The following is a 25,664-nucleotide window of genomic DNA, read 5'->3' on the forward strand; positions in this document are numbered from 1 at the left end:
ATGCAAGGCCCAAATTTTAGCCGAGTTGTGAATCTATCCATTCGGAAAGCTGGCCGATCCCCTCGTCCACACTTTTCAAAGGTCGCCATTCCAGTTCGCGGACCGTCCTGCCAATGTTGGCGACAGCGCAGCGCACGTCGCCGTTGCGGAACATGCCGTTGACGCGCGGTTCCGGCGCCCCATACCGCTTTGCGATGATCCTCGCCAGGTCGAGAACCGTGGTCTTGGAACCGGTACCGACATCATAGGCGAGCGACTGTGACAGATCCGTGGCTGTGGCTTTGTCGAGGGCCGATGCCACATCATCGATGAAAACGAAGTCCCGTCCAATATCACCGTCCTCGTAGATCGGAATGCTCTTGCCTTCCTTGGCCATCCTGATGAACAACGACACAATTCCCGTGTAGCTATTCGTCAAAGACTGGCCAGGACCATATACGTTCTGAAGGCGAAGCACGTTGACGATCGTTCCGAACGACAGGGCCCAGGCTCGCAATATCTGTTCCTGGGTTAGTTTCGTTGCTCCATAAATACTGGTTGGATTCGGGATGGTTTTTTCCGCGTCCATGGGGAGAGATTCAAGCCCGGGAAAATCCCACTCCGCGCGCTCAAGCTGCTGCTTCGATCTCTGACCCGGATACGTTACCGCGCCTGCCGTCTTGGACCGCCACGCCCCTTCTCCATAGACGGCGCGGCTCGAAGCCAGAACAAAGCGCTCGGGGACGTGCGACACCGCAGCGAAAGCATCCAGCATGCGGGTTGTGCCAAGGACATTCACAATCGCGTGGCGAGAAGCCTCTGTGAGCGACTGCCCCGTGCCCGTTTCAGCCGCCAGATGCACCACAATTTCCGGCCGGGCGGTTTCCAATGCCTGCACCCAGGTAGACGCCTCGGTCACATCGGCAACCATGAGTTCAACGCGAGGGTCAAGTTCGGCGGGACGTTTCCGTTCAGCATGGATCTGCGGATGCAAACTGTCGATGACAATTACACGGTCGAAACGGTTGGCCAAGGTGGTGGACAGCGCACATCCAATGAATCCGGCTCCACCGGTCACCATACATATTCTGGACATTCAAACAGCATTCCAAGTTTCATTGGCCCGGCTGTGCGTTATCAGCGTCGATCTCGTTTGAATAGGCACAACATGTCAATTCCAGTCGAATCGGGCTTGTGCGGCAAGTTCGGCATCCGTGCCAGCCTGCGGAAAGGTGTACCAAGCGTCCGCTCAACGCCGCGGCAGCGCCGACACCAAGTTGCGGCGGGCCTCTGTTGATCAGGCCGCCTTCGCGGGCAGGCTGAAAATTCGAATTTGAAGTTTTGAAGATTGGACAGGCGAAGTTTGTTCAGGCTAAAGAGGTGCCAAATAACGCCGTTTAGGGAGCACAGGGCTGAACGTCGCTCATCCGAAGGCTCATCTCTATTCGTCGAATCTGAAAGAGATAAGGGTCCCCGAAGAATTGCTCCAGCGCAGCACGTTCTGGATAATCGCCTACGCGGCAAAGCCCTTCATATTGATCATGCTTGCCATGCTGGCCGGTCTGATGATTGGCCCCCTCTGGGTTGCCGTGCCTGTCGCGGCACTACTTCTTCTCGCCGCACAACGTCATTTTCAGACGCTGATTCATGACGCCGCGCACTATTTTTACAGCCGGAACCCATCAAGGAATGACACCTTGACCAACTGGCTTGCGGCCGGGTGGATCGGCATGGAAGTCGCGAGATATCGCAAGATCCATATGAAACATCACGCACACAATGGCAGCAAGGATGATCCCGAGCATGTCAGCTTCGCGACGGTGAGCGCCGACGGCGGCCTCGCCTGGATGATCGCCCGCTACGTCCTCGGCCTGGAATCTGTGCGTCTCTTTCTAAAATATTTCGCGAAATCGGACGCCCCTGCAAAGAAGTCGGATACCCCTGCAAGGAAGCAAGGCGGTTCATCCGGAAAGCTCTGGTCGATGAAGCATATCTTCGCCTGCCAGCTTGTCCTGGCCACTGTGATGGTTGTTTCAGGGCTATGGTGGGAATATGCCGCCTGGCTATACCTCGCTGTGACATGGAACCCACTGCTCAGCCGCCTACGTTTTATGGCCGAGCACCCGGGCGAGGACGATATGACGGTGACCACGCTGGCGACCGTTCTTGAGAACACCTACTTCGCTCCGCAGAGCTTCAACTACCATCTGGAGCACCACGGCTGGCCGATGGTTCCTCCCTATCGGCTGTCGAAAATGCACCGATTCCTGCGCGAGGAGGTGCGCTTTTACGATGATCGCGGTGAGCTCCTGTCGCCCAGCTACATCGGAAAGCTCTTGGAGTTGTCCCACGATCGCAATGAGCCGAAAGGGATCAAGATTTGAGCGACATCTGCCTGCTGTGCGCCGCCGAACACAAACCCGGGCAAATGTCGCCGATCTACACCTCGATCGCAGACTATGAATACGCGGTTCCGCGGCAATCCAACTATTTCGAATGCACTGATTGCGGGTTTGTGATGCAGATCCCAAAGGTGCCTGCGGCTGAGATTCCGTCACTATATCCCGACGACTACCTGGCCTATTCGAAGCCAAAGAGTTCGGTGTTCGGCGCCTTGAAACGCGCGATCGTAGCTCGCGACGCCAGGAAGGTGCTGGCTGTTGCGAAATTGCCCGCTCCTCGCATCCTTGAGGTCGGCTGCGGTAACGGCTCCCTCCTGGAAAGCATCCTGGAAATAAATCCAAAAGCGTCCGTGTGCGGCATCGACATCAAGGATCTCGGCCTGAGCGCCAACCCACGCATCGACTTCCACCTTGGCCAGATCGAGGAAGTGGACCTGCCGGACGGCTCGTTCGATGCGATCTATTGCTCAAACCTGATTGAGCATGTCGTCGATCCCGTTGGGTTCATCGAGCATATGCGGCGGCTGCTACGGCCTGGCGGCGGCGCGCTCGTCATCACGCCGAACCATCTGTCGCTCGATCGATACGTTTTCGGGCGGCGTTGGGGAGGATATCACTATCCTCGCCACCTGACGTTGTTCAACCATCGAAACGTCGTCACGGCGATGAGGATTGGTGGGCTGGAGACCGAGCGCGTATCCGGCGCCTATGCGTGGTGGGCTATTTCTCTCGCCAACTCGCTGTTCAAGGAATCTGCTCGGCGCGGCCGCGGGGTCATGCATACGGCTTTGTCGGTGATGTTCTTGCCACTGGATCTGGCCATCAACCTGTTTCGGCCGCACGGGTCAATGACCATCAAGGCGCGACGCCCGAGTAACTGAATTTTGCCTCAACCAATGCCCGAGTTCGGCAAGTCATCTCCGGGCGACCAATTACCCAGTGCCTGTTCGTGGCCTGGAAGATCTACGCGTCAACGCGATTAGGAGAATGACCGAGGCTGCAAAGCCGGCGATGCAAAGCTCCAGCGTTTTCAGCAAATGACTGCTGTCGTAATAGAAACGAATTTTGCCTGGTCCGTTCACCTCGACGGCAGGGAAAAAATCCAAGAATTTGTTCAGTTCTACCGGTCTTCCATCCAGCGTGGCTCGCCAATATTTGTTGGTGCGAATGGGGAAAACGACCCATCCACGGGCTGCCCCCGAATAGTCCACTGTCAGGTCGTCCGGTTCGTACGCCGCGAGTTGCACAGGGCCAAAATCCGCGTCCGGCTGCCCGCTCAGCCTATTCACATAATAGCCGGAACCCGAAACCGCGTGATTTTCGATAACACTGATCCCCGGCTCGACCGACGCGATCGAGAAATTCTGGGGAAGATCGATCTTCTCGAAAATCTTTATTATTGGCATGCCGGGAAACACCTTCGACCCAACCTGATAAGTTGCCCCCCCGGCGGTTTCGAAAACCCAGGCGCTGAGTGGCTTCTGGCTATCGGGTTTGGTCATCGAAATGACGTATCGATACGTTCCGGCCACAAGCGGCACGTCTTGACTGAAACCGAAGGTGGCGAACAGGTTGTTGCGCACCGCCTCCGGCGGTATTTCGGAATGAGCCACGAGGCGTCCATCCTTGTAGAGATCCAATGTCAATGCCGAAGGGGCATAGTCCTGATCATAGGTTCCGAACAACACCTGGACGTTCATCACGCTAACCGGCTTGTCGATCGTCACGTTGCCTTGAAGTGCGCCACTGTTAAGGGCGGCAGTCGGTCGCTGGCCGGTTCCGACGGTTTCATAAACCGCCGAGGTGCAGCCTTCCTTGCCGAGGATGAAGCGAACAGCAGCATAGACAATATCCCGACTGGAGAAATTAATGTCGGAGCACTGAAATATCGAGGCCGTATATGTCACCTGATGAGAAGGCACTATGTCAGCGGCTATCGGCTTTTGCGCGTCGGTACGAAAACCGTGAGCAAACAATTCCGGCAATCGATAATTTGACAAAGATCCTGAGAAAAGGAAACTTTCGTCCGCAAGAACACTTTGACCTGGAAGTATCTTTGATGATACATAGGATATAGACGGCGTATCTGGAAAGAACGTCGCAATATCAGGTCGCGCATTAAATTGCCTGAATGAATACCCGAGATTGACCGCCTGAAGAAGGCATATCAATATTACAAAGTGAAACCTGTAAGTCTGTTCAAATTTGGCCGGCAACATACAAGCAATGGAATACGACGACAATATTGCTGCCGACAGTCCGAACAATAATGTCACTCTATTCCAACCATTATAATCAAATGATGGAATTAGCCTTACCAGACTGGCGGGCGCCGCGCCGAATGCAGTCGCCATGGTAAAGATGGCCAAGAGCAACCCAAAAACAGCAAACAGATTGGGTTTCCTGAAAATAAAATATGGAGCAAGAAGGGTAAGGATTGCAGCGGGCAGCCCCGCCGAAAACGTCCGCTCGACGCCAAGATGGTTGCTAAAATCAAATCCAAACATGTTAATGATGTCGTAGGGCGTGAATATCGTTCCACCCACTCGGATCGACAAATCGGTTCCGTCGAGGATGTCCTTGACCCCCAGAAGCCCAGGAAGGGCAAGGAACGCGCCCGCAACACCTGCGCATCCCAGCCCGATTGCCCGCCTGACCATCGTCTGATTGATGCCGGTGCTCCTGAGTTCGACAGCGAGAACCACGATCGCCAGTATCAAGGAGGAGATGCCTCCCAGGACGGCCACAAATGGGAAGCCGGCCAGCGCCATCAGGGCTAAGCTGACAGCGAACCCCAGAGCCCAGCCCAAGCGGCCCGTCTGCCAATACCGAAGCTGGCAGGCGAGAACCCACGGAATAAGAGCGCTGGTTGTCAGATGCGGCCAATGCGCCCAGGCGATGTTGAAACCGCAAAATGCAAAGACCATGGCGCCGAAAATCGCGGCCACATGATTCCTGAACATGAAAAAAAGCAGAAAATACGCGCCGAAAGCAGCCAGGAGATAATTGGCCAGGATAGCGAACGTGTATCCCATGGCCTCATTCGGCGTGAGGGCATAAATCAGAAACGGTATTGAAAGGCCTTCATAAATCGCCGCCTGAATGCCGGTTGCACCCAGTTGATGGAGGGGGTTCCACAGCGGGATATGCCCTTCCCGCAACTCTCGCCTGAACTCCCGCCAGTTTGGCAGCCGGTGATCCAGCGCGTCAGAGCGCTCCAGATTGACAATTGGAGAGTCGATCCCGGCATTGTCCCATCCCGGATAGGACAACAACACATCCATCGGTGCCAGTGTTTGCCGAGCAGGGTTCACGCCTACGATCCCCAGGACGAGAGCGAAAAGAAGCGCCATCGAGACGGCATGCCGCAAAAATGAGGGCTGCCTCAGCAAGGATTTGTTTTGCGTGGATGTTTCCGTCATTAGCACATTCATGCGCTTTTCCGCTTTCGCAATATCAACGCCACAAAGGCGATCAGGCAGTCTCCGAGAACGGTGACAAGGCGGTTGCCCAGGGCAACCGCGGTAGCCGATGGAGGCGGCAGACCCGCGGCAGTAAGCCCCATGATCAGGACGGCCTCGCGCACGCCAAGTCCGCCCGGCGCTCCCGGAACGACAAAGCCAATGAGCCAGGCCGCGGCTCCTATGCCGATCAACTCCGCCATTTGCCCCCCATCGTTCAGGGTCCTGAAAAGCGCAACGATCAGCAACCCATTGCCAATGAAAAACAGTACATAGAGGACAAAAGCTTCGGCAGATACGACAAGCGCCCTGCCCCCGATGTCCGCCAACCTGGAGCGGAATAAAAGTCCCATCCCGATCGCAAGCGTCAAAAGACCGGCGGCGATCAATCCCATTGTCAAAGCAGGATTGTCGGGACCATACCGAGCATATGCACCTTGAAAAATCGGCCACGCCAGCAATACGCCCAACGCCCCGGCGGCGAGAACAGTGATGGACAATTCCCCTATCTGAGCAACGGCAAGAGCCCTGTTGGACGCCCCGGCACTGCGGGCAAGGGCAAAACGGCCAACCATATGCATCACGTTGCTCGGCAGGTATTTGTAAATCTGCGTCCTTCCAAAAATTCCGAGCGCACGGCCCAATCCAAACGACGGTCCATCGACGAGAACCAGGAAGCGGTACCAGGCGATGCCGACCAGTTGCAGAATGACGGCATAAGCGCTAGCGCAGCCCAATATGGCGATCAAAAAGAGTGGCGAGATAAGGTGTTGTTGCAAATCACCGAAGGAGCGATGGATCGCCAGCCCCACGAAGACAAGCGCTGCAAGACTGACGGCCAGCCCGCCAAGGCGAACTATGGACTTTAGCTTGCTGCTTTTGACCGGCTGTGCCGTCTGCATTGTCTCAGTCACAGCGGCAAAGGACCATCGTCCAAGGAAACGGCTTGCTGACCTTGATGATTTTGAGCGACTTGCTTAGCAAATCAACGAAAGATGAGGATGACCAGTGATTGATATGGCCTGGCGTATTTCCAAGCTCTGTTATATATTTTCCCCTGGCAATATTAAGCACTCTCCAGATCGGCTCTCTCGGCACGCTGACAAGAAGATATGGTTTTGCCAGCGATTTAAGCACAGATAGCGCTTGCTCTGTATTTGGAACATGCTCGAGGACTTCACAGCATATCACCAATTCGGCGGAGTCCCCTTCCGGCCTCAGGTCGAAAAGCGAGCGGGTTTCAAATATCGGAGCTATACCGCGCTTGGCGCACTGCTGATTGGCCTCCGAAACACTGACCGCTTCCAGGTCACTCCCACGGACATTCCACCCCTGATCATGAAGACGAATAGACAAATTTCCTTCGCCACAGCCAACCTCGTAGGCATCGCGAACGCCTGTCTCGGCCGTCATCATATCGAAGTTGCTTAGAAAGCCCTGCATGAGGTATCGTGCGATCGGATTCTGAGTATTGTACTTGTCGTAGAAATTACCCGGAACATTGTCGTAAGCCAGCGGCGTTTCATTCATCTATATTGCTCCGCCTATATTATCTTTCTTAAACTTTGGCTCTTTGTGCTCTAATGCAAATGACCGGATGCGGGCCTTGCCACCATGCTCCTGCTGCAGTTGCCTGATCCTGATTTCTTCAAGTAATTGCCGATTGACTGCGATCAGTTCGGAAATGACGCCACTCATGGCGAGGATGCCGGCAAGCGCAAGCAAGGCGCTGGACAAAACAAGCGACTGGATGTTGCCACTGCCTTCGCCCATCCAGTAGTGGAAAAGGAACCGGACGATCCCGATCAACCCCGGTGTGGCGACGACAGCCGCGCACACCGAGAAGAAGCGCAGCGGACTATAGACGACAAAAATCCTCACAACCGTTATCAGCGAGCGTCGCACATAGCTTGGTATGCTCTTGACCAGCCGCGAGGGCCGGAGATCGCCGTTCACGCGGATCGGTACCGAGGTAATGGGAATGTTCCGTCGTCCCGCCTGGATGATCGTTTCCAGCGTATAAGTATAGCGGTTGAAGACATTGAGCTGTATCGCCGCGTCGCGATGAATGGCGCGGAACCCGCTCGGCGCGTCGGGAACCGTCGTGCCGCTGGCAATCTTGACAACGAAGCTTCCAAGCTTCTGCAGAAATTTCTTGATGGGCGAAAAATGCTCTATCTCACTGATCGGCCTTGCGCCGATGACGATCTGAGCTTTTTTTTCCAATATGGGCCGGACAAGATCGGGAATGCAGGAGGCATCGTACTGGTTGTCCGCATCGGTGTTGACAATTACATCGGCACCTAGTTTTAGCGCGGTTTCAATACCGGTCATGAAGGCTTTGGCAAGCCCCTGGTTATGGGGCAGTGAGACCACGTGATCCACACCGTTTTCCCGGGCAACCTCGACCGTGCGGTCGGTGGAGCCATCGTCGATTACGAGCCATTCCACTGTATCGAAGCCCGCGACCTGACGCGGGAGATCAGCAAGCGTGACAGCGAGTGTCCCCTCCTCATTCAAGCATGGGATTTGAATAATAAGCTTTGACAATCCACCCTCTTTTCTCGAGATCGATCAGCTGCCGTCTTCGCTATGGACCTAGAGAACTTTGCTCCCGCGCGCTACCTGCTTTGGCAAAATAACCTGTTTTTGCAGTTGTCAACAACGGTGCGGGAGGGTTCAGGGCGGCGCTGCGTTGATGGCGTTCACAGCGAATTCACTCGGGAGAGCCATGAATGCAAGGTTTCAGTCAGGCCTCCCCAGGGCGCCTCGCATACACCTTCAGACTGCGCAACCGGAAATTCGACGGCTTGGCAGGCGGAGTGCTGGATCGGTCCGGGGTGCGTCCCAAACGCCACAAGCCGGCGCCGCCGGAACGACCAGTCGTCGCGCGAATGAAAAACATCCCGTGATTTGATGTTGCGCCGATTCTGAAGAAACGGATTGCTGATGGAGGGGCCAGCAGCAGAGCCGCCTGTCTCCCATTCAATTTCGCTCTCAACGAAAAACCGCGGCGACCATCTTCAGCAACCACCTGACATTCCCGGATAGCGCTCGCAGCGGAGCAGTTATCCGCCAACTCGTCGAGTGCTTGAACTCTTGAACAACGCGTTCACTTTGCTCTATTTTTGCCTTGAGCGCAGCCGTCACCGCTTGGACTCGTGCGGTCTCGCTGTCGCGCTCGGCCTGCAGTGCGCTTGCCGTCGTACGCACAACGGATATGTCTGCCTGCAAGATCTGGATCTCTTGAACTCTCTCGGCGAGACGTGCCCTCATTTGAGCGATCTCGTCGTTGCCGCTCCGGACCTGCTCGCGTGTTTCGGCTATCTCGTGGGAGAGTTCCTCTATGCGCGCCGCGCGGTTCGTCACCAACGCCCTGTTGGTCTCAATTTCCTCTTCCATGGTCGTCGACGACAAGGACCATGGATTTCCGGTTTGATCGAGCGCTTTGTTCGTCGTGCCGCCAAGAGGGATCATTCCCTTGTCGGCGATCGCAACCCGGCCTTGCACATTGCGAACCCCGAGAGCATTTTCCTGACTTGGTCGCTTGGTCACAATACAGAGCGAGTTCAAAAACTCGACGGAATGAATGGATGCCAGCGAAGCTTCCCCGAATACGGTTTTATACCTATCGGAGAAAGTGGCTAAGGCATCCGCCCGAAAGCGGGCCAGCCCCCAATGCTCATGGTTGACCACATCGAGCAGGCGCTTGAAGAACGACATCGACGAAAGAGGATCATAGAGACCGCCCTCGAATTCCTGCCAGTAGCTGCAATGTAAATCTTCCGCTATGTAAACCCCTCCATCAGAAAGATGAGGGAAATAACGGGCGAAAGAACGCACTATGTCTGATGATGTATGCGATCCGTCATCAATTATGATGTCGAATGTCGCGGATTTTGCAACAATTTTTCTTTCTATCTCATCAGTGTTGGCATCGCCGATAACCACGGAGATCTTCTCATCGTCGAAAACCAGACCGCTGCAAGCCATGTCGATATCGCAGCCAAGAATAAGCTCCGAATTCGGGAAATATCGCGGCCAGATTTCGAGCGAACCGCCGTTTTGAACGCCAATTTCCAGCAGCCGAACCGGCCTGTTGCGATAGTTCAAAAGAATCCGGTCATATGCGTCCAGATAGGAAGACCACTTGTCCGACACCTTGCCGCTATGGGCCTCGTACAGATCGCGAAGTGAAGGGGCGCGCGCTCCAAGCGCGGCATTCGCCTTGGTCCGGACGCTCAGTGGCATCTCGCCGTCCGGCTTAGGGCCGAGCGCCGTCGGGTCGACCGCCAGTGGGACGGCTTCTGCATTTTCCGGCGATGGGAACTTCTTCATGCTTCAATGCCCATCCCGTCTCTCAGACCAGGACACGACGCGCCACTGCTTCCGTCGATAGCCGCCAGTCCGGTGCATTCCATCCGAAGACAGAGGCGAATTTCGCGCTCGATAGCCGGGAATTGGCGGGGCGTCGTGCCTTGGTCGGATAGTCCATCGTAGCAATGTCCCGTACCCGCGCCCAAGGGCCACCAGACACTCGGCTTGTGTCCAGGATATGGCGGGCAAAGCCGCTCCAGTTGGCCTCGCCTGTGCCGGCCAGATGATAGACGCCGAACGCAGCGAAGCTCTTGTCGCCATGCAGCATCGCCGCCGAGTGCAGGATCGCGTCGGCGATATCAAGCGCGGAGGTGGGGTTTCCCCACTGATCGGCGACCACGGCGATTTCATCCCGGTCGGCGGCAAGCCGCAGCATCGTCTTGACGAAATTCTTGCCGAACGGGCTGTAGACCCATGCCGTGCGCAGGATCAGATGGCGCGGATTGGCGGCTGCGACCGCCTGTTCTCCGGCAAGCTTGGAGGCGCCATAGACGCCTTGCGGGGCGGTTGCGTCGGTTTCGACATAGGCACCGGAAGCGCTGCCGTCGAAGACATAGTCGGTCGAAAGATGGATGACGGGAATGCCAAGCCGCGCCGCGGCTTCGGCCACTTTGCCGGCGCCGACAGCGTTCACTGCAAATGCCAGATCGGGCTCATCCTCGGCCTGATCCACGGCCGTGTAAGCGGCAGCCGACACGACGATATCGGGCTTCGCGGCCGCAATGGCGTCGATGACGGTGTCGGGTTTTGCCAGGTCGAGCTCCGGACGGCCAATGGCGACGACTTCCACGCCGGCGCGCCCCTGGCCGGCCTCCAGAAGGCTTGTCACAACCTGGCCTTCACGTCCGGTGACAACGAGCCTCACGCTACCCCCTTGCGCACTTCGCCCAATCTTTCACCAGCATAGTGCTGTTCGCGGATCGGCCCCCACCACCATTTGTTGTCCAGAAACCAGTCCACGGTTCTCGCCAGGCCGCTGTCGAAGTTCTCGTTGGGCGTCCAGCCGAGGTCCCGCCCTATTTTCGATGCGTCGATGGCATAGCGGCGGTCGTGGCCGGGGCGGTCGGTGACGAAAGAGATCAGGTCGCGATAGCTCTTGCCTCCGGAACGGGGACGCCTGATGTCGAGCAGATCGCAGATCGTCTCGACTACGCTCAGGTTTGTCCGCTCCGAATTGCCGCCGACATTGTAGCTCTCGCCTGGCGTACCTTTGGTGGCAACCAGTTCCAGCGCGCGCGCATGGTCCTCGACGAACAGCCAGTCGCGCACATTGGCGCCGGCGCCGTAGACCGGCAACGGCTTTTCGTCGAGCGCATTGAGGATGACCAGGGGGATGAGCTTTTCGGGAAAGTGATAGGGCCCGTAATTGTTCGAGCAGTTGGAAAGCACGACCGGCAGGCCATAGGTTTCGTGCCAGGCCCGCACCAGATGGTCCGACGCCGCCTTCGAGGCGGAATACGGCGAAGACGGCGCATAGGGCGTCTCCTCGACGAACATACCGCCATCGAAAGGAAGATCGCCGAACACCTCATCGGTCGAGACGTGGTGGAAGCGGAAGCGGCTCTTCCTCTCTTCGGGCAGGCCGCGCCAGTATTCCAGCGCGGAATTGAGGATCCGGTAAGTGCCGACGATATTGGTTTCGATAAACGTGCCCGGTCCGTCGATCGAGCGATCGACATGGCTCTCGGCGGCGAGGTTCATGACGATGTCGATATCGTCCCGGCGGAGGATGTCGAGCACCGCCCTCTCGTCGCAGATATCGGCATGGGCAAAGCGGTAATTATGCGCATTCTCGATCGGCCGCAGCGAGGCCAGGTTGCCCGCATAGGTGAGTTTGTCGAGATTGGTCACGCGATAGGCCGGGTTGGCGCACAGATGCCGGCACACCGCCGAACCAATGAAGCCGGCACCGCCTGTCACTAGAAAATTCATGCTGCTGTCCTCATACAACCCCTCAAGCAAACACCTCGGCGGCGGCCAGAACCGGCGCCTTGAGGTCCTTGTCTGAAAGCTGGAACCCGCCAGCCAATGTCGGCCAGTCGATGCCGATGGCAGGATCGTCGAAACGGATCGAACGGTCGTGTGCGGGCGAATAGGTATCAGTCACCTTGTACAGGACTTCGGTGTCGGGCACGAGCGTCACGAAGCCGTGCGCAAAGCCCTTTGGCACCAGGATCTGGTTGCCCTTTTCAGCGGTAATTTCGAGCGCAACCCATTTTCCGAAGGTTGGCGAGCTGCGGCGAATGTCGACCGCCACGTCCAGCAGTGCACCCCGGAGGACACGCAGCAGCTTGTCCTGAGCTCGCGGCGCAAGCTGGTAGTGCAGCCCGCGCAGGACCCCTCCCGCGGCGGAATAGGACTGGTTGTCCTGGACGAAACGCAAGTCTATGCCGGCCTGCGAAAAGCGCTCGGCCTGATAGGTTTCGACAAAGAAACCGCGTGCATCGCCATGTCGTTTCGGAATGATTTCCAGCACGCCTTCGATGCCAAGGGACCTGACCTCCAGCATTTACTCCTCCAACCGCTCGACGACACGCCGGCGCAGGTAGGCGGCATACTCGTTTTTTCCCAGGAGGGTGGCGCGCCGGAGGACATCGTCCGCCGTCAGCCAGCCCTGTTCGAAGGCGATTTCCTCCGGGCAGGCGACCTTGATGCCCTGGCGATGTTCGATCGTGCGCACGAAGGAGGACGCTTCGTGCAAGCTGTCATGGGTGCCGGTGTCGAGCCAGGCGTAACCGCGCCCCAACCGGTGCACATGCAACTGGCCACGATCGAGATAGACGTTGTTGACCGCCGTGATCTCGAGCTCGCCACGCGCCGACGGGCGGATCGCGGGGGCGATGTCAACGACATCGTTGTCATAGAAATAGAGGCCGGTGACAGCCCAGTTGGATTTCGGCTGGGCAGGCTTTTCCTCGATCGTCAGGGCGGTTCCGGTGACCTTGTCGAAGGAAACGACACCATAACGCTGGGGATCCTCGACATGATAGGCGAACACCGAAGCCCCCTTTTCGCGCGACGCCGCCGCACGGCAGAGCTGCGACAGGCCTTCGCCGAAATAGATGTTGTCGCCCAGGATCATCGACACGCTGTCCTTGCCGATGAAATCACGGCCGATGATGAAGGCTTCCGCAAGCCCGTTGGGCTGCGGTTGCTCGGCATAGGACAGATCAAGCCCGAAGTTCGATCCGTCGCCAAGCAACTCGCGGAAAACCGGCAGATCCCGCGGCGTTGAAATAACCAGAATTTCGCGAATACCCGCGAGCATCAAAACGCTCAGCGGATAATAGATCATCGGCTTGTCGTATATCGGGAGGATTTGCTTGGAGACTGCCAATGTTAGCGGATAAAGACGCGTTCCACTGCCTCCAGCAAGGATAATTCCTTTCAAGCGGCTCTCCTTGACATGCCGAAACCCCCAGCCCTGACATAAGCCGCTGTGCTTAGGTTCCATGCAATGGCTTGTCAATCTCGGCGCCTGACAAACGGCCGGACTATTTGGCGCCGGGATGCGACCTCAGCTAGGTCTGTCCAAAATACGCCTGGTACCAGTCCACAAACCGCCCTACCCCTTCGGTCACCGTCGTCACTGGGCGGTAGCCGACCGCCTGCTCCAGCGCCGATGTGTCGGCAAAGGTATCGGGCACATCGCCGGCCTGCAGGGGCAGCAGTTCGATGATGGCTTTCCTGCCAAGGGCGTTTTCCAGCGCCTCGACATAGGCCGTCAGCTTCACCGGTTTGTTGTTGCCGATGTTGAAGATGCGCCAGGGCGCGCTGCTCGTGGCCGGATCCGGACGGCTGGAGTCCCAGGCGGCATTGCGGGCAGCCGGGCTGTCGCTGGCCCGAACAACCCCTTCGGCGATATCATCGACATAGGTGAAGTCGCGCGTGTGGTTGCCGTTGTTGAACAGCTTGATCGGCTCGCCGGCAAGAATGCTTCTGGTGAACAGGAAAAGCGCCATGTCCGGGCGCCCCCAGGGACCATACACCGTAAAGAAGCGAAGCCCGGTCGTCGGCAGCCCGAACAAATGGCTGTAGCTATGCGCCATCAGCTCGTTGGCGCGCTTGGTCGCGGCGTAGAACTGCAGCGGATGGTCGGCCGGCCGATGCTCCGAAAACGGCATGTCGGTGTTGGCGCCGTAGACACTCGAGGTGCTGGCATAGGTCAGGTGCGCAACGGCGCTGCTGCGGCAGGCTTCGAGCATGTTGGTGTATGCGATGATGTTGCTTTCGACATAGGCATGCGGGTTTTCCAGGCTGTAGCGAACCCCGGCCTGGGCGGCGAGATGGACCACCCGGTCGAAGGCGTGGTCGGCAAAGCAGCCGTCGACCACGCTTTTGTCGGCAAGATTGCCGCGGATGAAATGATAGCCAGCATTGGTCTTGCGGCTCACCTCCTCCAGCAGCCGCAGCCTCGCCTCCTTGATCTGCGGATCGTAGTAGCTGTTGACGTTGTCGATGCCGACAACCTCGTCGCCGCGCTCCAGCAAACGCTTCGACACGTGATAGCCGATGAAGCCGGCCGCGCCGGTGACCAGAACCTTCATCCGAAGCGCCCGTCCGGTCCTCGATCGCCCCCTGGGTTCAGCCGCGCTTCAGCAGCGACCACACGGCCGGCACCAGGCTTGCCGCCAGGGCAACCTTGATCAAATCGCCGACGATGAACGGCACGACGCCGAACTGCCACGACTTTTCGGGGCCGATCAGCAGCGCCAGCCAGGCAAAGCCCATGGCCATCATGACGACTTCGGCAACCAGCATCGCGTTGAAAAGCTTGATCGGATGGCGGTCCCAGCCGCGATCGGCGGCCCAGCCGACAATCGCCGCCATGACCACGAAACCGCAGAGATAGCCGCCGGTGGAGCCGAGCATGTAAGCAATGCCGATACCCTTTTCCGGGGTGCTCTGGAAGACCGGAAAGCCCATCGCGCCCTCCGCCATGTAGAGCAGCAAGGTGGCGACGCCGAGACGCAAGCCGAAGGCGGCGGCGATCAGCAACACGGCCAGCGTCTGCATTGAAATGTCGACCGGTCCGAGCATCACCTTGGTTTTGGCCGACAGGGTCAGCAGCAGCGTTCCGGCGATCGCCAGGAAAAGCTGCGTTGCCAGCCGCGCCGCGCCCTTCTGCGGCAAAGCCAGAGACACAAGCGGACCCATCGTCGTTGCAATTGCCATGATATTTCCCCAATCCGATTGCCGCATCTTATGTTCGCGGCCTCGCGTTCTCCTATATTGGCTTGCGTGTTAAGCGGCAATCGGTTTTGCCGTCTCCTCAAACAAAGCACCGATGCACCTGCCATGGCTCTCAAATTCGACACCGGCTTCGACCCCGTCTATGGCCAGGGGGTGAGCGTCGCGCCTGATATCCAGCGCATCACGGCCCGCAATCCAAGCCCCTTCACCTTTCACGGCACCAACAGCTACATCATTGGCCGCGACACGCTGGCGGTGATCGATCCGGGGCCGGATGACGAGGCGCATCTGCAGGCGCTGCTCGACGAGATCGCAGGCCGGCCGGTCAGCCATATCTTCGTCAGCCACACGCATCGCGATCATTCCCCGCTGGCGGCCCGGCTGAAAGAGCGCACCGGCGCCGCCGTACTGGCAGAGGGACCGCATCGCCCCGCAAGATCCCTGCATATCGGCGAGACCAACGCGCTCGACGCCAGTGCCGATACGGCCTTCGCTCCCGATATCGCATTGCCCAACGACAAGGTGGTCGACGGCGACGGCTGGTCGATCAGGACGGTTCTGACCCCGGGCCACACGGCCAATCACGCGGCATTCGCGCTGGAAGGAACCGGGATCCTGTTTTCGGCCGATCATGTCATGGCGTGGGCGACCTCCATCGTCGCGCCGCCGGATGGGGCGATGGCCGACTATATGGCCTCGCTGGACCGGCTGATCGAACGTGGAGACCGCTTGCTGCTGCCCGGACATGGCGGACCGGTGACGGCACCGCGTGGTTTCATGCGCGGGTTGAAAACGCATCGCAAGATGCGCGAGCGCGCCATCCTGGAGCGGGTCAGAGCCGGCGACCGGACGATCGCAGACATGGTCAAGGCGATCTATCGCGATACCGACCCGCGGCTGCATGGTGCTGCCGGATTGTCGGTGCTTGCCCATCTCGAGGACCTGGTAGCGCGCGGTCTGGTCGTGACAGACGCCGCACCGGCCATTGACGGCATTTTCAGGCCGGTTGGCTAAGACTTCGGCACGAGTTCAATCTACACCCTCATACAATTAGAAACGGCTGGAACGCCCTGCTGGTTGAGGCGACTTCAAGCCCTGGCAAGAGCATTCAGGATTGGCAGGAAGCCGTGCCGCGGTCTCCAGCGCGACCCGCGAGGCTGTCATTGAGAGGTTCGGCAACACGTCCTCCTGCAGAAGCTGCTGCCGATTACGGTCCATGTAGTCGTTGAAACCTGCCGTCACGAACGCACAGGGCACGAAACACGCGCCGATCTCTCGCGACAAGGTCGCCTCGGGGGCGATCGAATGATTGAGCACATCCGCTCCCATGCCTCGAAACGCCAAGGCTTCGGCCGGAGTGGTCAGTCGCGGCCCGTAACAGTGGGCCGCGACCAACTGCTGTTCGATGCCATGAACGCGGAATTCGGCTGGCCAATGACGGCGGGCCGTTTCGGCCAGAACTGCCGCACATCTTGGACATACGATCTGCTTGCCGGAGCAGTCGAAGCTCTGACGGCCGGGAAGGAGTGAAAACGGGGTCTGCGTCAGCTCGATGATATCGGCGTTCACCACCATGTCGCCGGGCTTGATCGCCTTGTTGACGGCGCCAATGGTCGAGCAGGAGAGGACTTGCCTGACACCCGCGCGCATCAATACCCAGAAGGCCCGGCGATGGCAGGAATGATCGATGTGGTCCCGGGGATTGCCGTGCGAATACATGCACAACGCACGTTTCGTTTTGCCTTCGGCGGTGATTGATGCATCGAACTCAAGCAGCTTCCAGTTGTCGGTGCGACCGAAAGGCGTTTCAAAACTCATGTCGCGCCGCAAGGTGCGCACGCCATCGACTTCGACATCTTCCGGGAAAGCAAGCCCCCAGTTTGCCGACCCGGTAATGATCGCCAATCCCACCTGGGGTATTGAATGATCCGCCAGATCGTCGGCTAGATGATGATTGATAGGCATCTTTCCAGTCTCAGTCAGGGTTTTTGGCGAAGGGTCACGATCAAGACAGCGGCCACGACGATGGCGGTCCACACTGTCGAGATCGCCGCGATGGTCGGATCGATCTGATCGCGCAGCGACAGGAACATGAGCTTCGGCAGCGTACTGTTTTGGCCGCTTGCGACGAAGATCGAAATGACGGACTCGTCGAGCGAAGTCAGGAAGGCCATCAATGTGGCCGACAACAAGCTGATCTGAAGTTGCGGAACAATTATGCCGCCAATGGCTCGCGCCCAATTTGCACCAAGACTACGCGCCGCCTGAACCTGATTCCAGTCAAAGCGGGCGAGAGCGGGCAACAACACAATGCAGGCGACCGGAATGGCCAGCACCACATGCCCGACCAGCACGCCGAACAGCGTTCCAACCAGATGTTGCGCTGCCAGTACGAAAAAGAGACCGATCGCCAGCAGGATTCCCGGCACGATGGACGGGGTGAGCAGAACGCCCTGAATGCTTACCGCGGCCTTTCCGCCGAGCCGATTCATCGAGATGCAGGCCAACAGCCCCAGGGGTACTGCGATCATCGCTGTCAGTGTCCCGAGGATCAGGCTCACCCTGAGCGCAGCCATCCATGTCGCCGAACCAAAGAAATTCTCGTACCAGCGAAACGAGTATGCGCGCGGCGGAAACTCGAGAAGATTGGAGGCCGAAAACGAGAGTGGCACAACCACCAGCGTCGGCAGCATCAAGAACGACAAGACGAGCGCGGAAAAGCTCCACAGGAGGATGCGGGCCAACCTGTTGTCCGGATAAGCTTCAAGCATGGGCTGTGTCGACCCTGTTGAGCATCAACAGTCGCCTTGCCGTCAGGAACATCACGCCGATCAGGCACATAAGAACGAGAAGCAGAATCCCCAGAACGCTCGCCGAACCCCAATCCTGAAAGGTCGACAGCGTGCGCTCGATCCGGGTGGAAAGGGGATTTACCTTGCCGCCGCCAAGCACCGCCGGCGTGATGAAAAAACCTATGGTGTAGATGAAGACGATGATCGAACCCGAGAAGATGCCGCCGGCCGAAAGGGGCAGAACGACCGTGCGGATCGCCTGTCCGAGGGTGGCTCCCATGCTCGCCGAGGCGCGAACGAGATTTGCGTCGATATCGCGCATGGCGGCATAAACAGGCAGCAAGAACAGCGGCAGCATGTAGTGAGCCATTCCGATGAGCGTCCCGGTGAAATTGTAGACCAGCGGCAATGGCTCCGCTGTGAGGCCTGAACCTGTCAAGGCTGCGTTGATCAAGCCATCGCGGCGCAAGAGCACCAGCCAGCCATACGTACGCACCAGAATAGAGGTCCACAATGGCAGCATGACGAAGGCCATCAGCACGTTGGCCACCCTTGGTCTGGCGCTGGCCAGAGCGAGGGCCAGGGGGATACCAAGAAAAATGCAGATCGCCAGTGTGCCGAGGGAAAGTTCAAGGGTTGTGAGGAGTGCCGACCATGTCAGGCCACTCGAAAGCACCTTCTCGTAGTTGCCGACGGTGTACTCCCCCCCCGTGGTGAGGAAGGATTCGCGGATGATCCAAAGGATGGGCAGTATCGCCGCAAGCCCAACGATGAACAGCGCCGGCAAAGAAAGCGAGAGGAAGAACCGGCGCTCACGCCGCGCGTCCGCCGCGAGCCCGGGATCCAAGGTAACGGTCACGGTCACGCTCCCGCTTCCGGCAGGGCATGAATCTTCTCCGCTGGCGCATACGCGGTCACCCGCTGGCCGGTAGCAAGTTCGGCGCAGCCGGCGGCCAGCGTTGCCGGAATACTGGCAAGAACCTCTTGACCACCGTCAAGCGCCAGAGTGAGAAGCCAGTTTTCGCCGCGAAATGCCTTGGCGCGCAACGTTCCTTCGAGCGCCACGCCGTCCTGCCCGACCAGCTTCGCATCGAGATGGAAGCTTTCCGCGCGGATCACCAGGGTCTCGCGTGATGCGTCAGCGCCGCCGATTTTGCGCACTGCACCCGGCGCCATGATGTTGGCCTCGCCCATGAACTCCGCGACGAAGCGGGTCGATGGACGATCGTAAATTCGCTGCGGCGGGTCGATTTGCTCGATGCGGCCGGTATTCATAACCGCGACCCGGTCGGACATGGTCAACGCTTCGCGCTGGTCGTGCGTCACATAGACCGTGGTGACCCCCAGATCATCGTGAAGCCGCCGGATCTCATGCTGCATGGTCTCGCGCAGATTCTTGTCGAGCGCCGACAGCGGCTCGTCCATCAACATCACGCGCGGTTCGAAGACGATGGCCCGCGCCAGCGCCACCCTCTGGCGCTGACCACCGGACAGGGCGGCAATGTTGCGCTCAGACAGACCTTCCAGTTTCACGCGGGCCAAGGCGTCGAGGGCCCGCTGACGGGCTTCGGCTTTCGGTGTCTTGCGCAGCGCCAACGGGTACTCGACATTGGCCAGGACGTTCATATGGGGAAACAGGGCGTAGTTCTGGAACACTATGCCGATGTCGCGCTTGTTGGGGGCCAAGCGAGTGATGTCCCGATCCCCCAGCAGGAGTTTACCTCGATCGGGCCGGACAAAGCCGGCCAGAGCCATGAGCAGCGTGGTCTTGCCCGATCCGGAAGGCCCCAAAAGGGTGAGGAACTCGCCAGCGCGAATGTCGAGCGAAACATCGTCCAGCGCGACGAAGGACCCGTAGGCCTTGCGCACGCTGTCGATGGTGATCGGGAACGACTTCATCACAGACTCCAGCGAGACCGGATTCACTTTTCGGGATCATGCTTTAAGATGACGAATTGAGCCTTAGTTCATCATTTCGTCGAAGGCCTTTTGAGCGGCCTCGCCGTTCTTGACCCACCAGTCGGCATTCGAGAACACCGACGTGCCTGCATTTTCCGGCGCAGTCGCCAGGGTCTTCAGACGGTCCTTCGGGATAAGGCCCCCCTCGTATGCTGCAGGGTTGACCGGGCCGTATGCAATGAAATCGGTCAGCTTCGCCACCCGTGCTGGCTGCGTCATGGCGGCGATCAGTTTCATGGCCGCTTCCTTGTTCGGCGCTCCCTTCGGTACCCCGAGGCAGTCCGTGCCGACGACGGAGCCCTTGAACGTGTAGTCAGCCGCGCCGCCATCTGCTTTCACGGTCTGCGCTCGTCCGTTCCACGTGACGACCAGATCCGCCTCGCCGTCCTTCAGCAACTGCGCGGATTGGGCTCCCGATGTCCACCAGACAGAGACATTCGGCTTGATCGCTTCGAGCCGCTTGATAGCGCGCTCCAGGCCATCCGGCGTGCTGAGCGTGGGATAGACGTCCGCCGGCGCCACGCCATCGGAGAGCAGCGCGATTTCGATCAGGTCCTGCGCATTGGCGCGTAGCGCTCGCCGGCCCGGGAATTTGGCGACGTCCCAGAACTCCGCCCAGGTCTTCGGCGGATTCTCTCCATAGGTCTTGGTGCTCCATGACATGACGGTGCCATAGGAGTCGAACGGATAGCAGTAGTCGGACTTTGCGCCGGCCGGCACGGATTTGGGATCGATGATCTTGTAGTCGAGCGGCTCCAGCAACGACTGCGTGGCCGCCTGCGCGCCTTCCGGCGAACCGAGGTGGATGATGTCCGTCGTGACCGCCCCAGCGGTGACCTGCATCTTCAGGGCGGCCAGGCCGTCGCTCTGCGTCTCTTCGCGGACCTCATAGCCCAGCTCTTTTGCAGCGGGTGCCCACATGGCCTCCTTAATGGCGTTGCCGTAGTCCCCGCCTGCGGTCGTGATGGTGACTGTTTGGGCAGAGACGGGCATTGCAGCCGAGACTGCGATTGCCGTCAAAAAAATGCGTGGTAGCCAGGACATGTGTTCTCCTCCCAGGATCGAGCGATGTCGTTTATGTCGATTTTTTTGCAATCGTAACGTTACGATTGCCGCGAGAGAGTTAAAAGTCAAGTAGAATTCGAGCAGGCTTGGTGAGCCCGGATTTGACCGTTGGGTCGAATCCGGTAACGTTACGATGCCAAGCAAACCAGCCGGCGTTTTCGCAACATAGTCGGGCGACATGGCCAATCTAAAACAGATCGCGGCGGAACTTTCCCTTTCGGTGACCACCGTGTCGCGCGCACTGAAAGATGGTCCGGAAGTGCATCCCTTGACCATCGCACGTGTCAAGGAGGTGGCGCTGAGGGTAGGCTATGTACCGGATCACCACGGTCGTGCGCTCAGAACCGGACGAACCCTGACGCTGACGGCAGTGCTCCCGATGGAGACAAGCGAACACCTGTCCGACCTGGCAAAGCTTCCTCTGATCGAAGGCATGACGCTGGCGGCGCGGCAAGCGGGTTATAGTCTGTCGATCTATTCCACGACGCCCGACGACGATCCCGTCGCAAGTGTAGAGCAACTGCTCCAGGCGCGCAGTGCAGACGGCCTGATCATCACGCGCATGGTCTCGGGCGATCCCCGCGTCGAGCTGCTGCTCGATCGACGCATACCGTTCGTCGCGTTTGGAAGAACCGATCTGGATATCGCCTATCCCTATGTCGACATCGACAATGAGCAGATCGCCTACGATGCCGCCCGGCGGCTTCTGGACAAAGGATGCCGACGCGTTGCCCTGCAACTCCTCGTGCCGAAGGATCAGGCGAGCGCCATGCGCCTTTCAGGCTATGAAAAGGCTATGGCCGAAGCCGGCATTCCAGTCGACCAATCGCTGATCGGCCACGGCACGTTCACGATGGAATCCAGCGCAGACTGGTTCGATCGATTGCTGGCATCGTCAGATCCACCGACCGGCTTGGCATGCGCCAACGAATTGGGACTCTTGGGAGCGTTGCACGCTCTCGGCAGGCGAGGTCTGGTGCCGGGCAGAGACGTCCACATCGTCGCCCGTGATAACACGCGGCTGGCCCGCTTCCTGCCGGCGAAGATCGACGTTCAATCCGTGGATATGGCGGATGTCGGGCACAAACTCATCGAGCTGCTGGAGAGCCGGATCGCCGATCCGCTTGGACCGGTGGCGACTGTCCTGCTGGAAGGCAGATTTGACTCGGCCGAATAGTCCGCCGCAAACTTACCTACCAATTCCACGGCGTCAGCGATTGGCCGCAGGATGCCTTTGGGTTCATTCGGCCGGAGCCGCGCCGACCTGGCCGGCGACTTCCTGGTCCAGTTCGGCGAGGAAATCAACGATACGCGCGGCATTGTCGCCGAGGTCGTAGCGGCCGTAGCGAGAGGCTGACCGCATGTCGACGATGATCGTGTCCCCGTCATCGGTCACGCGGATCGCGACGTCGGCGGGAAGACCGAGGACGAAACCTTTGGCCACCGCGGCAATCGTCACCTCGCTTTGTCCCCTGAGGTCCGGATAAGGTTCGGTAAGATCCCAATCGCGCCGGTCTAGCACGGTTTCGACGGCATCCACGACAGTGTCGAACGGCAGGTCGTAGCTGCGTCCGCTGACCAGCGGATAGCTCTCGGTCTGCAACCGCTGTTCGCCTGGCGTCGACGGCGAGAGCACATTCATGTCCTTCGTCCGGTCGCTGACGTCGAGCGCGGGCGGCTCGTCGAAATCCGTCGAGATATCCCTGAGCGGCGGATAGATCGTCGCCCAGTAGGCGGCAACGCCATAGGGTACGAGCACAAGCAGCGCCAGCAACGCACCGACTGTCAGGTCGCGGCCGCCAAGGTCGCCAAAGTTCCACAGCCGCGAAAAGGCAAACCCGGCAAACAACAACGCCAGGGCCGCCAGCAGCGCGACAATACCCAGCACCCACAGGAAAACAGGCGTCTCGACGAGGTCGAAGCGATGGCCGACGAAAACGGTCAGCAGCAACACCGCTGAAAAGGCCCCGGTGCGCCGCGACCAGCCGGCCGCCCTCGACGTTTGCCGTTCGGGAATGCTAACCATTGTTTTCTGCGCTGCCCCAACCCGAACGAAGACTTAGAGCGGTTCACCGTTTCATGGAAACGCCGAACCACTCTGTCTATTTGTTTTGACGCAATTCCGGACGGAAAACCGTTTCACACTTTTCCTGGAATTGCTCTAGAACCTTTTGGTGGCGGCTTGAAGCCGAAACACGCAACATTCACGTCAATCCGTCGGCAAGCGATAGTCCCTGAATTGCTGACGCAAGGTGATCTTCTGGATCTTGCCGGTGGCGGTGTGCGGTATTTCGCCGACGAAGGCGACATCGTCCGGCATCCACCATTTGGCGACCTTGCCATCCATGAAGTCGAGAATGTCCGCCTTGGTCGGCTCCTTGCCCGGCTTGCGAACAACGACCAGCAACGGCCGCTCGCCCCATTTCGAATGATGGACGCCGATGGCTGCTGCCTCTGCGACATCGGGGTGACCGACAGCCAGATTCTCGAGGTCGATGGTTGAAATCCATTCGCCGCCGGACTTGATGACGTCCTTGGCGCGATCGGTGATCTGCATATAGCCGCCGGCGTCGATATGAGCGACGTCGCCGGTATCGAACCAACCGTCCCCGTCGAACTGCTCCGAGCCAACACCGCCATAGTAGGCGCGGGCAACGGCCGGTCCGCGCACTTTCAAGCGGCCAAATGTCTTGCCATCCCAGGGCTGTGCATTGTCGTCGTCGTCGGTCACCTTCATTTCGACGCCGAAGGGCGGGTAGCCCTGTTTCTGCTGCACATCAAGCCGGGCTTCACCCTGGAGACCGGCATAGTCCGGCTTCAAGGTGCACAGCGTGCCGAGCGGTGACATTTCGGTCATGCCCCAGGCATGGATGACCTGGACATCGTAATTCTCTTGAAACCTGGTCATGATCGCACGCGGGCAGGACGAACCGCCGATGACCACCTTGTTCAAATAGGGAAGCTTCTTGCCGGTGTCCTCCAGATGCTGCAGCAGCATCATCCATACGGTCGGCACGGCAGCGCTGAAGGTCACCTTCTCGGTGTCGAGCAGTTCATAGATCGAGGCGCCGTCCATCTTGCAGCCGGGCATGACCAGCTTGGCGCCGATCATCGGCCCGCTCTGGCCGAGACCCCAAGCATTGGCGTGGAACATCGGCACGACCGGCAAGATGGTATCGCGCGACGACAGGCCCATGGCGTCGGGCATGGCGGCGATCATGGCATGCAGAACGTTCGAACGGTGGCTGTAGACGACGCCCTTCGGATCGCCCGTGGTCCCCGACGTGTAGCACATGCCGGCGGCCGTGCCTTCGTCGAAGGTCTTCCAGGCGAAGTCGCCATCCGCCTCATCAAGCCATTCCTCATAGGCAACCACGTTCGGCAGTGTCGTCGGCGGCATGTGCGCCCTGTCGGTCAGCACGATGACCTGTTTCAGCGACTTGACGGCGCCGGCGATCTTCTCGAGCAGCGGCATGAAGGTCAGGTCGACGAAGACAGCCTTGTCCTCGGCATGGTTCATGATCCAGACGATCTGCTCGGGAAACAGGCGCGGATTGAGCGTATGGTAGATGGCGCCGATGCCCATGATGCCGTACCAGGCCTCGATGTGGCGCGCCGTGTTCCAGGCAAGCGTGGCGATACGGTCGCCCAGGCGATAGCCGTCACGTTCCAGCCACTGGGCGACCTTAAGGGCGCGGCGATGGATGTCGGCATAGCTGGTGCGAACGATCGGCCCCTCGATCGAGCGCGACACGATCTCGCGCACACCATGCTGCCGCTCGGCATTGTCGATGAGTTTATGGCAAAGCAGCGGCCATTCCTGCATCAGTCCCAGCATTGCTTCCTCCCCTACGCTTTGCGCTATGCTTTTCGTGCCATTGTGGAGCGAACCGGCGGATTGTCCAGCCACCAGCACAGGCAAGCGCTGCATTGATCGGCATGGCCGGGAAAACCGCCGCCACAATCCGGCCATCGTCGGCGTTAAGCTTCGTTAACGGGCAAGGGGCGATTGGCGGCTGAAAGAGGTTCGCATGGACGCGCAGCTCGACGACAAGGCGCTTGAAAATACGCTTGCCGAAAGTCTGGCCGATCTTGGGCCGGATACGAAGACCGTTTCCGAAGACGAATTTGTTCAAGTTGTCGGCGGCGCGCTCGAAGCGGTCGGCGGCACGCTGCTGTTCAAGATGTGCGTCCAGAACGAAGGCTCAGGCCAGCACGTCGCGGCCGCATCCATCGGCGACGGCGGCAATCGCCAGTTCCTGCTGCTCACCTTGCCAACCGGTGGTGGCCACCTGAAGGTGGAGACCGTATCGAGAAGCAGCAACCCGGTGGCCGGCATCGCAGCCGCCTATGCCGGACTCATGGACGCGTTCAAGGCCGCCGCCTGACCATCAAAGCGGACGAGCCTTCAAGGGCGTGATCCGCCGGCCCCAGGC

At 59.0% G+C, this 25,664-nt stretch carries 24 protein-coding genes; 5 read left to right on the top strand and 19 right to left on the bottom strand.

What is annotated here, in order from left to right:
- Positions 1–16 precede the first annotated feature (16 nt).
- On the bottom strand, positions 17–1,060 hold the full coding sequence (locus AC1RZR_RS27780; RefSeq protein ID WP_481826615.1) for an NAD-dependent epimerase/dehydratase family protein: 1,044 nt from the start codon (positions 1,058–1,060) through the stop codon (positions 17–19).
- 400 nt (positions 1,061–1,460) lie between these two features.
- Between AC1RZR_RS27780 and AC1RZR_RS27785 the strand changes: the two genes are divergently transcribed.
- Positions 1,461–2,363 carry a fatty acid desaturase gene (locus AC1RZR_RS27785; protein ID WP_481826616.1) on the top strand — a complete coding sequence of 301 codons (903 nt, stop codon included), beginning with the start codon at positions 1,461–1,463 and terminating at the stop codon, positions 2,361–2,363.
- Positions 2,360–3,262 (top strand): class I SAM-dependent methyltransferase, encoded by a 903-nt coding sequence (locus AC1RZR_RS27790; RefSeq protein ID WP_481826617.1) that lies wholly within the window; start codon positions 2,360–2,362, stop codon positions 3,260–3,262. The genes AC1RZR_RS27785 and AC1RZR_RS27790 overlap by 4 nt, the downstream gene beginning before the upstream one ends.
- Before the next feature lie 51 nt (positions 3,263–3,313).
- Here the strand turns inward: AC1RZR_RS27790 and AC1RZR_RS27795 are convergent, their stop codons facing one another.
- The 11 genes from AC1RZR_RS27795 to AC1RZR_RS27845 all read right to left on the bottom strand — a co-directional run bounded on the left by AC1RZR_RS27795 (position 3,314) and on the right by AC1RZR_RS27845 (position 15,394).
- Positions 3,314–5,815, bottom strand: coding sequence for a hypothetical protein (locus AC1RZR_RS27795; RefSeq protein WP_481826618.1), 2,502 nt, complete (start codon positions 5,813–5,815; stop codon positions 3,314–3,316).
- Positions 5,812–6,744 (bottom strand): hypothetical protein, encoded by a 933-nt coding sequence (locus tag AC1RZR_RS27800; RefSeq protein ID WP_481826619.1) that lies wholly within the window; start codon positions 6,742–6,744, stop codon positions 5,812–5,814. Before AC1RZR_RS27800 ends, AC1RZR_RS27795 begins: the two co-directional genes overlap by 4 nt.
- A 4-nt stretch (positions 6,745–6,748) precedes the next feature.
- Positions 6,749–7,372 (bottom strand): class I SAM-dependent methyltransferase, encoded by a 624-nt coding sequence (locus AC1RZR_RS27805; protein ID WP_481826620.1) that lies wholly within the window; start codon positions 7,370–7,372, stop codon positions 6,749–6,751.
- Entirely contained in the window at positions 7,373–8,392 is a 1,020-nt protein-coding gene (locus AC1RZR_RS27810; protein WP_481826621.1) for a glycosyltransferase family 2 protein, read from the bottom strand.
- 447 nt (positions 8,393–8,839) lie between these two features.
- Positions 8,840–10,180 (bottom strand): class I SAM-dependent methyltransferase, encoded by a 1,341-nt coding sequence (locus AC1RZR_RS27815; RefSeq protein ID WP_481826622.1) that lies wholly within the window; start codon positions 10,178–10,180, stop codon positions 8,840–8,842.
- 22 nt (positions 10,181–10,202) lie between these two features.
- The gene (gene rfbD / locus AC1RZR_RS27820) at positions 10,203–11,084 is read right to left on the bottom strand and encodes a dTDP-4-dehydrorhamnose reductase (RefSeq protein WP_481826623.1); all 882 of its coding nucleotides are present in this window, start codon (positions 11,082–11,084) and stop codon (positions 10,203–10,205) included.
- The gene (gene rfbB, locus AC1RZR_RS27825) at positions 11,081–12,151 is read right to left on the bottom strand and encodes a dTDP-glucose 4,6-dehydratase (RefSeq protein WP_477275855.1); all 1,071 of its coding nucleotides are present in this window, start codon (positions 12,149–12,151) and stop codon (positions 11,081–11,083) included. The genes rfbD and rfbB overlap by 4 nt, the downstream gene beginning before the upstream one ends.
- Before the next feature lie 22 nt (positions 12,152–12,173).
- Positions 12,174–12,728 (bottom strand): dTDP-4-dehydrorhamnose 3,5-epimerase, encoded by a 555-nt coding sequence (gene rfbC, locus AC1RZR_RS27830; protein ID WP_481826624.1) that lies wholly within the window; start codon positions 12,726–12,728, stop codon positions 12,174–12,176.
- Positions 12,729–13,610 carry a glucose-1-phosphate thymidylyltransferase RfbA gene (gene rfbA / locus AC1RZR_RS27835; RefSeq protein ID WP_477275853.1) on the bottom strand — a complete coding sequence of 294 codons (882 nt, stop codon included), beginning with the start codon at positions 13,608–13,610 and terminating at the stop codon, positions 12,729–12,731. It lies immediately after the preceding gene.
- 130 nt (positions 13,611–13,740) lie between these two features.
- Positions 13,741–14,766: an NAD-dependent epimerase gene (locus AC1RZR_RS27840; protein WP_481826625.1), complete on the bottom strand. Its 1,026-nt coding sequence runs from the start codon at positions 14,764–14,766 to the stop codon at positions 13,741–13,743.
- Positions 14,767–14,803: 37 nt separating this feature from the next.
- Positions 14,804–15,394: a biotin transporter BioY gene (locus AC1RZR_RS27845; protein WP_481826626.1), complete on the bottom strand. Its 591-nt coding sequence runs from the start codon at positions 15,392–15,394 to the stop codon at positions 14,804–14,806.
- Positions 15,395–15,517: 123 nt separating this feature from the next.
- Here AC1RZR_RS27845 and AC1RZR_RS27850 point away from each other — a divergent pair, with 123 nt between their 5' ends.
- On the top strand, positions 15,518–16,426 hold the full coding sequence (locus AC1RZR_RS27850; RefSeq protein ID WP_481826627.1) for an MBL fold metallo-hydrolase: 909 nt from the start codon (positions 15,518–15,520) through the stop codon (positions 16,424–16,426).
- A 36-nt stretch (positions 16,427–16,462) separates the two neighbouring features.
- Here AC1RZR_RS27850 and AC1RZR_RS27855 read toward each other — a convergent pair whose 3' ends face one another.
- The 5 genes from AC1RZR_RS27855 to AC1RZR_RS27875 all read right to left on the bottom strand — a co-directional run bounded on the left by AC1RZR_RS27855 (position 16,463) and on the right by AC1RZR_RS27875 (position 21,408).
- Positions 16,463–17,377, bottom strand: coding sequence for a phosphorylase family protein (locus AC1RZR_RS27855; RefSeq protein ID WP_481826628.1), 915 nt, complete (start codon positions 17,375–17,377; stop codon positions 16,463–16,465).
- Between the two features lie 14 nt (positions 17,378–17,391).
- Positions 17,392–18,183 (bottom strand): ABC transporter permease, encoded by a 792-nt coding sequence (locus tag AC1RZR_RS27860; RefSeq protein ID WP_481826629.1) that lies wholly within the window; start codon positions 18,181–18,183, stop codon positions 17,392–17,394.
- On the bottom strand, positions 18,176–18,991 hold the full coding sequence (locus AC1RZR_RS27865) for an ABC transporter permease (protein WP_481826630.1): 816 nt from the start codon (positions 18,989–18,991) through the stop codon (positions 18,176–18,178). Before AC1RZR_RS27865 ends, AC1RZR_RS27860 begins: the two co-directional genes overlap by 8 nt.
- A gap of 74 nt (positions 18,992–19,065) precedes the next feature.
- Positions 19,066–20,103, bottom strand: a complete 1,038-nt coding sequence (locus tag AC1RZR_RS27870; RefSeq protein ID WP_481829128.1) for an ABC transporter ATP-binding protein — start codon at positions 20,101–20,103, stop codon at positions 19,066–19,068.
- Between the two features lie 63 nt (positions 20,104–20,166).
- Positions 20,167–21,408 carry an ABC transporter substrate-binding protein gene (locus AC1RZR_RS27875; protein ID WP_481826631.1) on the bottom strand — a complete coding sequence of 414 codons (1,242 nt, stop codon included), beginning with the start codon at positions 21,406–21,408 and terminating at the stop codon, positions 20,167–20,169.
- On the opposite strand from AC1RZR_RS27875, the gene AC1RZR_RS27880 reads away from it, so the two are divergent.
- A complete protein-coding gene (locus tag AC1RZR_RS27880) occupies positions 21,407–22,405 on the top strand; it encodes a LacI family DNA-binding transcriptional regulator (protein ID WP_481826632.1) in 999 nt (332 codons plus the stop codon). The two genes, AC1RZR_RS27875 and AC1RZR_RS27880, sit on opposite strands and share 2 nt — an antisense overlap.
- A gap of 63 nt (positions 22,406–22,468) precedes the next feature.
- On the opposite strand, the gene AC1RZR_RS27885 is transcribed toward AC1RZR_RS27880, so the two are convergent.
- Positions 22,469–23,254 (bottom strand): DUF1499 domain-containing protein, encoded by a 786-nt coding sequence (locus AC1RZR_RS27885; RefSeq protein WP_477274075.1) that lies wholly within the window; start codon positions 23,252–23,254, stop codon positions 22,469–22,471.
- A 183-nt stretch (positions 23,255–23,437) separates the two neighbouring features.
- Entirely contained in the window at positions 23,438–25,066 is a 1,629-nt protein-coding gene (locus AC1RZR_RS27890) for a fatty-acid--CoA ligase (protein WP_481826633.1), read from the bottom strand.
- Between the two features lie 193 nt (positions 25,067–25,259).
- Between AC1RZR_RS27890 and AC1RZR_RS27895 the strand changes: the two genes are divergently transcribed.
- On the top strand, positions 25,260–25,616 hold the full coding sequence (locus AC1RZR_RS27895; RefSeq protein ID WP_477274071.1) for a hypothetical protein: 357 nt from the start codon (positions 25,260–25,262) through the stop codon (positions 25,614–25,616).
- Positions 25,617–25,664 lie beyond the last annotated feature (48 nt).

Source organism: Mesorhizobium bavaricum (assembly GCF_056781655.1).